This is a genomic window from Marivirga lumbricoides, assembly GCF_014636295.1.
Classification (GTDB): Bacteria; Bacteroidota; Bacteroidia; order Cytophagales; family Cyclobacteriaceae; genus Marivirga; species Marivirga lumbricoides.
Genome location: NZ_BMEC01000010.1, coordinates 19,651 through 32,137 on the forward strand (window position 1 = coordinate 19,651; position 12,487 = coordinate 32,137).

11 protein-coding genes are annotated in these 12,487 nt (G+C 36.4%); all 11 read right to left on the reverse strand.

Going from position 1 to position 12,487, the window contains the following annotated elements; all coding sequences use genetic code 11:
- Nucleotides 1-201: 201 nt before the first annotated feature.
- A complete protein-coding gene (locus tag IEV85_RS15225) occupies nt 202-4,539 on the reverse strand; it encodes an NACHT domain-containing protein (RefSeq protein ID WP_188464928.1) in 4,338 nt (1,445 codons plus the stop codon).
- The gene (locus IEV85_RS15230) at nt 4,536-7,451 is read right to left on the reverse strand and encodes an AAA domain-containing protein (protein WP_188464929.1); all 2,916 of its coding nucleotides are present in this window, start codon (nt 7,449-7,451) and stop codon (nt 4,536-4,538) included. The genes IEV85_RS15225 and IEV85_RS15230 overlap by 4 nt, the downstream gene beginning before the upstream one ends.
- Nucleotides 7,448-8,506, reverse strand: coding sequence for a PD-(D/E)XK nuclease family protein (locus IEV85_RS15235; protein WP_188464930.1), 1,059 nt, complete (start codon nt 8,504-8,506; stop codon nt 7,448-7,450). Before IEV85_RS15235 ends, IEV85_RS15230 begins: the two co-directional genes overlap by 4 nt.
- A gap of 85 nt (nt 8,507-8,591) precedes the next feature.
- Nucleotides 8,592-8,855: a hypothetical protein gene (locus IEV85_RS15240; RefSeq protein WP_188464931.1), complete on the reverse strand. Its 264-nt coding sequence runs from the start codon at nt 8,853-8,855 to the stop codon at nt 8,592-8,594.
- A gap of 10 nt (nt 8,856-8,865) precedes the next feature.
- A complete protein-coding gene (locus tag IEV85_RS15245; RefSeq protein WP_188464932.1) occupies nt 8,866-9,276 on the reverse strand; it encodes a hypothetical protein in 411 nt (136 codons plus the stop codon).
- Nucleotides 9,276-9,680, reverse strand: coding sequence for a hypothetical protein (locus IEV85_RS15250; protein WP_188464933.1), 405 nt, complete (start codon nt 9,678-9,680; stop codon nt 9,276-9,278). The genes IEV85_RS15245 and IEV85_RS15250 overlap by 1 nt, the downstream gene beginning before the upstream one ends.
- Nucleotides 9,677-9,907 (reverse strand): hypothetical protein, encoded by a 231-nt coding sequence (locus IEV85_RS15255; RefSeq protein WP_188464934.1) that lies wholly within the window; start codon nt 9,905-9,907, stop codon nt 9,677-9,679. Before IEV85_RS15255 ends, IEV85_RS15250 begins: the two co-directional genes overlap by 4 nt.
- Nucleotides 9,894-10,577: a hypothetical protein gene (locus IEV85_RS15260; RefSeq protein ID WP_188464936.1), complete on the reverse strand. Its 684-nt coding sequence runs from the start codon at nt 10,575-10,577 to the stop codon at nt 9,894-9,896. Before IEV85_RS15260 ends, IEV85_RS15255 begins: the two co-directional genes overlap by 14 nt.
- A complete protein-coding gene (locus IEV85_RS15265; protein ID WP_188464943.1) occupies nt 10,567-11,130 on the reverse strand; it encodes a CHAP domain-containing protein in 564 nt (187 codons plus the stop codon). The genes IEV85_RS15260 and IEV85_RS15265 overlap by 11 nt, the downstream gene beginning before the upstream one ends.
- On the reverse strand, nt 11,052-11,438 hold the full coding sequence (locus IEV85_RS15270; protein ID WP_188464945.1) for a hypothetical protein: 387 nt from the start codon (nt 11,436-11,438) through the stop codon (nt 11,052-11,054). Before IEV85_RS15270 ends, IEV85_RS15265 begins: the two co-directional genes overlap by 79 nt.
- A 35-nt stretch (nt 11,439-11,473) precedes the next feature.
- On the reverse strand, nt 11,474-12,487 hold the full coding sequence (locus IEV85_RS15275; RefSeq protein ID WP_188464947.1) for a peptidoglycan-binding domain-containing protein: 1,014 nt from the start codon (nt 12,485-12,487) through the stop codon (nt 11,474-11,476).

Here is a 12,487-nt window from a genome sequence, read left to right on the forward strand (position 1 = left end):
TTTAACAAGATAGGAAGCAAAAAGAATTGTGAACTCCTAAACTGCCCATCATTAAGCCATTTCTTCTCAACATGGAAGAGGAAAGATCTTGTTCAGAGATGATATGAAAGTCTTTACGACTAAGGGGAAAATATGATACGTCATACATGGATAAAAAATGACATAAGGAGACAAAGAACAACTAGTTCTCATGCCTTAAATTTAGGAGTCCGCTTGATCAGTGACATTATTTGCAGATTGCCTAAACCGATCATCTTTTAACAGCTGATCAAATATTTTTATACTCTTTTCTTTATATCTATAGTCTGACTCTCCCACACTTCTAAGACTATTGTAGGCTCCTAATAAAATTTTTACAGGGTCATCATTATAGTAACCACTTTTTGATATATCAGGTTTGTCATAATTTTTAAATTGAGAAAGTAGATCAATACACTCTTTAGGGTACTTTTTTGCATTAGATAATAAGTACTCGTAGAAGTAATGAGGAGAGCGTTTTACAACGTTGGATTTGGAGTATTTCACTAGTAAAGGGTGAATCTTCATAAAACAATCTTCTCCTTTATCTTTTAAATGTAAGAAAGCTGTAGAGTACTCCTGTATAACTTTCTCATCTTTGCTATCCAAAAATTGTAGAAATAGCTTTTCAGCTCTTTTTCTCGATATAGGATTTTCGTTGAATAAATTATGGATTGCAACATCAACCATTTTTGATCGAGCCTCTTCGTTTTTCTTTAAGAATTTTTTCAAAAGACCATAGCATTGTTGCTGATCGTCAATCCATAGCAATGCCAGAATAACAGCCGAATCTCCATGCATTTCTTTGTGATCTAAAGACGTTTTAAAGTAGGGTTCAAGCTCTTTGAAAAAGTATTCTGCAAGGCATTGAGCGCTTCTAAGTGTGTGTTTTAGTACCTCAATTTCATTTTGTTCTGTCACTCGCAATAATACCTTTAGTGTTCTTTCCTTATCAAGATCCATAAGGTAGTGGAGCTGTGGCATTAATGTAGCTTTAACTCCAACACTAAAATCGTCAAGTACTCTATCAACAGTATCAAATACCAAATCTCTATGGTCAGGATAAGAGAATAAATAAGGTATTTTGCTAACGGCTAAACCTCTTACTGTATTAATTCCATATTGAATGGAATTTTCTAATTCTTCTTTATCAGCAGGGTCTTCATGGTTAAGTGCAGTATTACATAAGAAAGTGATTACCTCATCATCACAATTCTTTGTATTAATAAGGTAACTGATTAGCAATAGAAGCATCCTGATATTTGAACTATCAAGGCGAAGATTTAGTGCTTTTTTAAACAATTTCTTAAATTCATTAGTATCATATTCACCTTTTACTAGGCCATCTAGTCCAGAGATTATATAATTATGATCAACTTTATCCTCTTCAATCAACCTTTCAATCAACGCAGCAAAATATTGAGGTCTTTCGGCCACTTGTTTTTCAAAAGCCCTTGAATGCTCTACTTTTGAGCCATTCAAAGGACCATTACCATGAAATTGCTCTTCATCATACTGCATGAATGAATTTTCCCATTGTTCGAAATTCATGTTTTCATAGGCAGAAGAAGAAAGAGGTGGAGGAACTGCTCTCAAAACACTACCTTGTGGTTTGTCTTCTTTAAATTGACCGAATTTTCGTTCGAGTTCTTGATATACTTTTTTTATCAATGGCTGGTTAATCAATAAATTATGTGGAATAGCACAGAGATACTCATATTTAATCCCTCCTGACCAGCGCAGGTAATGATACTTTTTTCCTTCTCTATTGATATAGACTTTGCAATCCCTCTCTGGTAAAATACTAAGCACTAAATCATTGACCTTTTGCCTTTGTTCATCTGTAAAGTGTGCGTACGATTTCGAAATGAGCTGCCTTACATAAAACCCTGCTTTGGATGAAATCTCAAAGCCTCCCTTATCTGAATATGACTTTAGTAATTCGACAATTAATTCTTTGTGTGTTTCAGGTTGATCTTGTAAACTAATAATTAATATCACAAGAATGGTTAATGAATGATCATTCAAGTGATCACTAACAAACTCTTTGTATTTATTAGGATTTTGGAAGTATAACTGCTTGCTTTTATCGATCAAAAGCTGAAGGACTTCTTCATAGTCATTACGATTTGATCCAGGATATGAGAAAAAATAAGGTAAGTCAAAATTTAGTTTCAACTCATTTTCATTATTTAGCTTTCTTTTATTTATTGACTTTACCAAATTGAGTGTGAAATCAAAAGACTGCTCAAGATCAATCTCAAAAATCTTTTTAAATAGTTCAGAATCATCATAGCTCAACTTAGGTTTATCGTAGAGGGTTTTCTGTGATTTGATCTTCTTTGTTAAGTATTCACCATAAACTTTTAAGGTCCAATTAAGATTTTCTCTTGAAGCATCTTCTAAGATAGAATAAAAGCCATGGGTGTCTTTTACAATTTCATCATCAGCATACTTTTCGAACAAATGAGTAGCTAAAGGGTGATCCCACTTTTTGATAAAATATAATAGCCTAAAAATAAGCATGGCTTTATCTGTAAATTCAGGAAGGTCAAAAAGAATCTGAAGTATTTGCTGCCTGCAAGTGGGAAGCAGCCTTTTAAAGAGATTAAATAGCTGATTTAATCGAACTTCAGTTGTTTTATTTTGCTTTTTAAGTACATGTAGGCCAAAGCTATTGAATGCCTTTGTAAAAGGTTCTTCTGAGATCAGTTTTTTCAACTCTCCACTTTCATTTAGAAAGTCCAACCAAGAAGATGTGTTTATTGCCTCCATAAAAATGTCTTTCCAAATTTTATTTGATAGAATCTTTCGCCTTACGAAATTCTTTTCAGAATCATTTGGATCTTCTCTATACCCCAGTTCTGTAACAAGTAGGACTTTTATTTGGAACCGGAATTTAGAATACTCTAAAACCCTTTGCAGGATTTTTATATATTTCTCTAAATCATGATCTCGCAAGAAGCTCATAATCATCTTAAGGCTCGCTCTTATGTATAGTCCTTGATGATTACTTAAGATGTATTTCTCTATGGATTGCCCACTATCAACAAATTGTTTTGCGAAGCAATAATCAAAAAATGTTTGATGAAAAAACTGAATTTCACCCTTCGATTCTACTAAAAGACCATTACTTTTTAGGTACTCAACTGAGGTGAAATACTTTTGATCAATTTTAAATTTGGAAAGGTTGATGCTGGAGGTTTTGTACATGTGAGAAGCGATTTCGTAAAGAGCTTCCTTACACAATGAACCATGCGTATATTTAGTGATTTTTTGATGCCAAAGCTCATTGTACAAGTCATGTAAAGTTTGAATACCGTCCAAGGTTTGGTTTCCTGAACTGACTTTACATAGTACGTTCAGGTGATGAGGTACCCGAATTAACTCTAATAGTTTAGGATTTATTTGTTCCTGGTCTATTTTCTTCTCCTTCAGAACCTGCTGCACATCTTGTGGATCAAGAACCCCAACTTTTATGCTTTTTTGATTAGATATGTTGCGTAGAGAAGTGTCGTAATTAAGGTCATAAGTTCTGACAGATATAATAATTCTTACGTCACTTATGGAAGCGAAAGAATTGATAAGTGAAAGAAATGAATCAAGATATTCTCTCTTTGCGGACATGGATTGTGAGAGTGCATCAAGTTGGTCAATCAATATAATTACGGAATCATTCGTAACAGCAAGTGTTTCTACTAGTATTTCAATAGGGAGGTCAAAATCCAATTGCTCCTGAAGCTCCTTTTTGGTTTTGGGATAATATTTATCCGCCTTAATACCTAAAACAGGAATTTTTGTACTATTTAGCTCGTCATACAGATCTTTAATAATAACACTCTTACCATATCCAGCATTACCTTCCAAAAGTATAATTCCTTTCTCAGCCTTGCCTAGTGGTTTTTTGATCCACTTCAATAATTGTCTTGTCTCTTTACGAGGAATATGAGAATCCACCAGACCTTCGAAATATTGATTAATATTTTGAAGTTGAAAAGATGATAACTTAAACTTTTCTAATATCTCTTTTGATGAGGGTAAGGTAAGTCGAGAGAAATAACGATTGTAAATACGTTGATTCTCAGGTTGTGAAAGTTGGATCTTCAATTGACTTGGCACTTTCCAAACTAGATTAATGTCTAGCTTTTTAGCCTCATCCTCTATTTCGATTTGTATTTGTGACTTTTTCTGATTGGGGAAAGGACTTTCTGCAAATGGTTGGTTAATGTAGAACAAAACCTTTGTTAATTCAGAGTTTTTCTTTTTCGCACTTTGAAAAGCCTCAATCAACTTTGATTTCCTTTTTGATGGTTTGACTTTAAGGAATTTTGCTTGAAATCCTATATAATCGTCTCCAATTTTTATAGGGTCAGCTTCAATACCCGTTTGGTTTTCGTAGGAATGAATACCAAATGGTCGGTTGTGCTCTTGACAAAACAACTCATATGCAAGAGCTTCAAAAGCATCTTGTTCTTTGCCAGAGAATTTCTCCTGAAAAATCGCCCATTTTAGTTCTATCATTCTGCTGAAATATTTTTTCCCTTTGTCTTCAAATATCTCATGAGCATTCCCGAAGGAGTCGATGATTTCTGATCATAAATTGAAGTATCACCAAACAATAAAAAGCTATCTTTGGCTCTTGAAACTGCCACATTAAGCATATTTACCCCACGATCAAAAAAGAAAGACCTACCTTCTTCATTTGAAGCATAAACTGGCGAAAATATAATTATTGATCTCTCAGCACCTTGTAAGGCATGTACTGTACCAATGGTAAGCTTTTTAGTATCGAACCCTGCTGTCTTAATTATATTTTTAAGCAAATGTTTTTGAGAGGCAAAAGGAGTAATAATACCAATGTGCTCCTCCAATTTTTTCTCTGGATTTTTCGAATCGAAGTAAAAGTTATTAATCAGGTCGTGATTTTCAAGAAGCCAATTAGCAATTGCAATTGCCTCTTCTTCATTGAGTCGACTCCCATTTTCACTTATTGAATTTCCCAAGATGTCAATGAATCCCATTGCAGGTAAAGGAGGTTTTACTTCATGTTTAGCATATGACCCACGCATTGGCTTAAGCAAACCATGATAGGCTAAGTTGTTGCAGAAGTCAATAATTTCATTATAGCATCTGCGATGCTCCACCAACATCATTCCTCTAGCTTCTTTTACCGCAGCATGATAATATGAGGCGTTTTGTGCAAGCTTCATTATACTTCCTGCACTAGCAGTAAATCCTTTTTCATCTAAGTCATCAAATTTATTTTCTAAGGTCAAAAGCTTAAACTTAGATAGATTACTATGGTCTATTGGTTTTGGAATTTTCCAGATAGGATCTATTTGTTTAATATCTCCAACCACCAGTGCTTTTTTGGCCAGGGCGAAAGAAGCAGCACCTACTTCAGGAGTTACTTGACCTGCTTCATCCACAATTAGCAAATCAACAAAGTTTAGAAGTGGAAATTGGTTAAGAGTGTTTTTTTCTCCGTATTTTTTATAGCTAAAGAATTTAGGTAGCATATAAAATGTGGAAACGAAGCAAGGAGTTAACATAGCATATCGCTTATACCTTCTAATCATATCAGGTTCCATACTTTTCCAATGTATGTTTTCTGTAACTACTTGATCAGCTTCCAAAATCCATCTTCCTTCCCAATAATGTGTGGCTAGAAGGAATGCTTCGTGTCGAAGCCCCAGATCGAGTTCATCGAATAATGAAGGAGGGTTCGATTCAAGAGCATTGGATGATTTCAGATTAGACCATTGGTCATCAAGTGAAATGACTTTGTTTAGCAAATCGAGTTTCTGTAGAAGAATTTCTTCAATCTGGTTTATATCATTATAATCTGGACTGAAAATCTGTAATTTCGAAGATTGAAATAATCGTTTATAGGGAATGGCTCTTTTCTCTTTGAAGAATTTCAGGAATGAAAAAAGTACTAGCCAGAAAGACTCTGATTCTTTAATGACGTAGTAAGCCTCCAAAAGTCGAGACACTTCAGAAGCTTCCATATTTATAGCTTGTCTATCCAAAGCATTACATTTAAAAAAGATGGAAGACTTTGTTGAAGAGTAAGTTTCCAGTAGATTCAGAATTTCAAGATAATTCTTCCATCCGTGCTGAATCTTTTTCAGTCGATTATCTAATAACTTTAGCTTACCTTGGAGGTAATTAGTGGCAGATTCAACATCATCAAAGGATTCGCCGAAATGAATCTCAGCTTTTTCAATAAAGAACTCTTTTGCCTTATCAATATATTCTGGTTTTTCTATTGTTGATGGAAGGCCTTCTCTATTAATTTGAGCATAATGAACTCCATCGTTAGGAATCATGGATGATGAGGGTAGGTAAAGAGCATAACTGTTAATATCCGGAAGCCACCTTTCGGATAATAGTTTATGGGTAGAATCAGCCTTACTAAAGCTTTCGATAATATTTGTGACAGCCTGATTATTAGTAGAACTTGCAACCATTATAAAAGGATCTTTGCCCATAATGGCAGCTTTCACATATTCATGTGCCACCACACTTTGCAATAAAGTAGTTTTACCTGTTCCTGGTGGCCCATTTACCGCCATTAAATCACCATTTTCAAGAGAATTGTAGTGAATTAGGCTCTGTCTTTGTGTAAATGATAAAGGAAATTTATTTCCCATCTGACCCAGATGCTTGTACATGATACTTGGCCAGTTATTTTCAGGAATGAGAGATTTGATAATTGGGCAGTTTGTGATGCTGAGCTTTGATAAAAGAGCTGGGATTCTTTCTTCCTCTAATAACTGGTCATAGAGCTTAATGATACCATCACCTGCACCATCCATTTTCTCATCAAGAGCTACTATAGTTTCATTTTTGATAGTTAGTTCATCTACTGAAAAAGAGCTAAGCTCCTGTCCAGTAACTTTTTCAAATATTGAGGTGATAAAAATCCAATAGTCGGCCCAGTCTTCTATATCAGAGTTGCCCTCGCTCATAATCTGATCTACTTTTTCCACAGAGCTTAGAATTATCAATTGATCCTCTTTAACAGTAGGTTCCAGTACTTTTCTGATAAAGACAGGAAACTTGATATCAGGAATACTGAGGTAGCCATATCTATTTACACGGGCATTGAGCCAGAATGGATAAATGTTATCTCGTTCTGTTACCTTTTTCCCGTGTTCATATTTTGGAAGAATAGCGAACGGAGCTATGATTATTGAAATCTCACCTATCTCTATCCAATCATCATCATCTCTATTTTCAATACCTTTTTCCCTATTTACTTTGAGTTCGTAATTATCGATTAGCAGGTTAACTTCCGCTGAGGGGAGAGTGCCTTTTTCAAGGTCGACCCATTCAATTTTAAAATGATCCAATTTCTGAAGATTTTGCTCCATTCGTTCTCCATCCGCAAGGCTGTTACGCCAGTATTTTATGTAATTTTCAGTCATTGTTTATCGTAATTGTGATGAAGAAGAGTATTGTTTTGGTCAATCGAAGTTATTTTTTTTGTGAAATTCTTATAGAATTGCAATTTCATGGTAGTTTTTGTGAGATCTATTTTATTTTCATTCAGCGTTAACCAGTCTTCTTGTGAAACTTTTGCCAAAGACATCCAATTGCCAATTCCCATCCTCTTAGGTTTGAAAATCTCCACTAATCCAAGTTGCTTAGCTTTATTGATAATAACTGCCGAATAATTATTTCTCAATTCAGCTTTTTGTTCTTTTGATAGAGTTTTATTAGAGGTGTCATCAGGGTGTGTACTGATTTTAAAAACAAGGTCACCTTCTTCTATTTGAATATAAACTGGATAACCATCTAAAGAATCCCATGAAAGGAGTGCATTTAAAAATCTCTTAGAGGGATTGTTGACAAAATGCCATTTAATTGCAATACCTACTTTCTCTAATTGAGTGTAGAAGCCCATCCATGCATGCACATTCCACTCGATCACTTCTATTTTATCAAATTGATGCTCAGCTTGTATTTTTTCCAAGCGATTTTTATAGTCTCTAAATATATCATTTTCAATTTTGGTTGACTCAGCAAAAATATTTAACAAGTCTTCCCTACTAACAATGTTATATTTCTTCTCTTTAATTTTGTGTAACGAATCTAAGGATTCGTTAATAATTCTTAAGTATATAGGAACGACTTTTAGTCCTCTTGTAGCACAGTAATTTTCCGCAAAGACCAGATATCTTGTTAATTGGTCATTGTTCTCATCTGCATATACTTTGTCTTCTATGAGAATGTAGAATTCATCATTAACAATCAGAGAAATATCAATTTTTCCATGTTGTCGTATGACTTTCAAAGATTTAATTGGTTCATTATAGTTTGGATAGCTTTTTCGTATAAGAAAAGTAATGAAATTTGTAGATAATTCATTTAAAGCATAGTCTGTCTGCTGAAAAATGGCACTGGACCATTGTGCTAACCAGCTTAGGAAGGCATCTTGGCTTAATTCTCCTGGAGCATTCTCAAAAATATTGGGTCTCATATAACATTTAAGGATTTGATTGATCTTTAAATGTATATACTGACGGTATTAATTAAAAATTTTTTATCAAAAAGAAGTGCAGTCTTTAGGGCTCCCCCAATCTCTCAAATAAAAATCTGACAATCTCCGGGCGGAGAAGTTTGGTATGTCTTGTATAGCCAAATTGTTGTAACTCTTCAAAATACATATGAATCCAGGTGGAGAAAGTTTTAGTGCAGACATTGTACATCTCTGCCAGCTCGTATTTGTAGTAGGCTTTTACTTTTGGTAGCTGCTCATCATCGAACTTGGATGGAACTCTCTCTAATGAGGAATTATGAATACTTGGAGGTGAAACTGAATTTTCCATACTTTTTCACTTATAGTGTTTTACCACCTATTTTTTTCCAAATGCTTAATGGGATTTTGTCACGAAGGAAAGTATCAAATAAGTAAGCTTTGATCATCCCTTCCCATGCAGGCTTTGTCTTCAGGGTTTTCAGTAAAGTTTTTAAGTCGGCTAAATCTTTGGCAGGTAAACCGGATGTTTCTTTACTTATTTTATTTTCCAGAGGTTTCAGTTCAGAGGCAGTCAGTTTACGATCAAGACCTTTGAGTTCTATGGCATAATAGGAGTGGCCTTCATTCATTTTTTGATTCAGGTAATTCTGAAGTTCTCCGGCAGTGAATAGCCCCTTTTCGAGTAAGCGATTATTACTGCTTTTAAAAATGGCATACCTTCCTTTTATGCTTTTTGACTTTTTTGTTGAAATGACTCTTCCTTTCATCATCAATACCTCAATATTTTAAGTTCAGACCGTTTCCATCCTTTCTTCAGCATTTTGTCTAAGGCAATCATGGCTGCTTTTTTTGTGATGTAAACCTTCGGCTTGGATTGTACTTTATATTTATCTGAAGCCTTCACCTCAGCGCCAAAAATGGCAAAACCGCTTCCTTTTTTTACAGATGAAGTCTGCCTTACTTTATTCATTCGTTTGATAAGTAATTTTGCAGATTCTTTCTCCGCTTCTGCCGATGTGCTATAAATAGCATGGATATTTTCAATTTTTAATCCTCCGCGTACCTGGTTAAAAAGTCCTTCCAAAGTATCAGGATGGCCATCAAATACATCTTCCTTTTCGGCATTTTTGGTTGGAATGTATACTATATATAATTTGTTCAGGTCTAATTTCATAAGATGATCAGTTTTAGCTGTCCATTACTGTCTATAAAGCTCAGTGCGTTTAGCGGGGTAGGTTGCTTTTCAGGAATCAATTCTTCTCCTATTGTATTTCCAAGAAAGCCCCCTAGTAGAATGAATGGATAATAATCCTCAATTTTTAGCTGTTTAGCCAATAGGAATCCAGCCATAGATCCCATTAGAGCTAGCCCTGCTTTCTGCGTATTTTTAGATAATTTCATAGTCATTTTTTTTAAAAAGTCTCTGACCAATCGCTGCAACTGAACTTGTAAGTATAGAAGCCCAGGCAGCAGTGCTGAGTTTCCTTCTTCTTTCATCTCTAAAATCCACAAGAGTTAATGTGAAGCTATTCCCATACAATTCTCTGTGGATGGACGTAAGCTTCATGAAAAAGTCGAAATCAGATGTGTTGGCAAATACCAGACAGCCGGCTGAGTAGCTATCAATAGTTTTAGCTGAACCTGTCTCTTTGGCCCTGTGCACATTAATTCCAAATCTTCCTTTGTCTGCGAACCCGCTTTCAAACCAATTGAAAATGCCGGATCTGTCGTAGTTCCGGATGACGGTTACCTCATCGATTTGGACAAGTGCCTCATAAATGCCCCGGTGCAGGCCCATAGCATAAGCATCTAAGTATTGCCCAGTTTTCAGAAAGGCGGTGCCTTGCGGATGCATCGGGTTGTCCAACCAATATTGTCCGGGATCGGTAGTTGCGGGAAAAATATGATACAGCCACTGACCTATATGATTTTTGTAGAAAACATGAATCTCATCATCGAAGCGGTTACTACGCACATACTTGCTTCTATAGGCAACTATATTGAGTTCATAAGGACGAGTAAAAAGTCTGTAGCCTTTGCGCTTTAATATTTGCTTTGTTTTATTCAGCATCTATAAAATTGCTTACAGCCCAGATTTGCTTTTGTAACCTCCGCTTTCTGTACACGCCATCACCTTCTCTCGAACCATCATTATTCGTATTGCCTTCTACAGTAATGACCCATTTGCCTTGCCACTGATCCACAAAACCAATGTGAGCAGGACGCTTTAGTCTTTCATACCAGATGAGAAACAAATCTCCCTGCTGAGGAAGCTGCTTTATGAACTCTCCTCTTTTATAAATTAAATTTCGCTCTAGCGCGTAGCTCGGTACCCATGCATTTTTTGGATGCTCGATGCCCACTTGCTGGTAGCACCAGCTGATAAAAGCTGCACACCAGGCATAACCTGGAGCAAAACCTACCGAAGCCAGATATTGCTCCACCTGCGTCCCCCTGTTAGCTCCGCCTTGCTCCCTGACACCTATTTGACTGTTGTATACTTGCTGAAGGCATTGCCTTTGCTGATTTTTGAACTCAGCAGATGTTACAGGATTCTGGCCAACAACACTGCGGCAAATAAAAAAGCAAAGAATATAGAGGTAGATAGTTTTAGCTTTTGCCATGCGGTTATGGTTTTAAAGTCTTGAGCAAATTGATTGTCGAGGTAGTCATCTGAGGTAGGCCAGATCAGTTTCATTAATATTCGCACGATGCCATGTAAAAGGAATAGCCCGATAATAGCAAAGAGATACATCTGGAATATGCCGGCATCATAAGTAGCTGCTGTAGGGTCCAGTTTCCTCAATAGCCAACTACTATTCACCCATAATACAAGTGCTATCACTATAGACGATAACTCACGCCAAACTTTCAGGTAGTTCCACAACCATTTCAGAAGAGGAATCAAATGTTTATCAATCCAATTTTTCATATCTTTAAAATTTAGTTATCTGGTAGAATTATTGCTTAGATGAGTTTTAGATTTTGAGACGGGGCATACACTGTTACACCATTTTCAGTAATAATTTGGGCCACACCTTTTTTATCATTGGTCAGGTAGCCTAATACAGTTTGCGCAGGAATAGCCGGCACCATGTAATCCCCCTGGCCGTTGCGAAGCATGGTAGGTTTACGGGTAATGGCAATGCTGAAAGATTCGCTGCTCTTCAGGTAATTCTGTAGGGCTTTCATGGAGCCCAAGCCATTTAGTCCGGATAGAGTCCAGGTGCCATTGGCTGACTGTTTTAACCCCATTCTGCTGAATTCTGCCCTTATTTTCACTTTGGCTGCTTCATTGTTTTTGAATGCTACACTTAGTAGAGCATTGACAGGGCTGGTCACTCGAACCCCACCAACTCTGGCTGTTGCGAAATGACTCTTTACCGATTGATAATCATTGGTGTTTTGCATTTGCTTTAAAGCAGCTAGAGCAGCAAAAAGATTTTGCTCGTTTGCTGCCTTAATGAGCTGATCAGCAATAGTTTTTCCGTTTAATGCTCCATTGCTTTTGCTGCTGCCGATAATTTGTGCAAACGTACTTTCTGACACCACACTATTATAACCTGCAGCTCTTAGGGCCTTTTCAGTCCCACTACCAAATACCCCATCAGGTGTTTCGTCAGGCCTGACGCTGGTGGAACGAATATGCTGAGCAGTTTCACCACCTATATTGAGCAAAGCCTGCTGCAATTGCTTTACGAGTGTTCCTTTTGATCCGCTTTTTAGTGGAAAGGAACCACTGCTTAAGCGTGCCACAGAGGCAGGCAGCGATGGTAGTATGTTGTTGACAATTAAGCCTTCGCTGCGTTGCATAAGTTGCCGATCCTGCAGATAGTTGTATAGAAAGTAGCCACCACCTAAAACAGCTCCTGCTCCCAGACCATAAATAATATATCGGCGATTTATTCCAGGAGATGTCTTTCTGAGACTGCTCTTCTGCGCACCGTTGCTTCTTTTTTGAGTACTTTTTGTTGTTCCCAT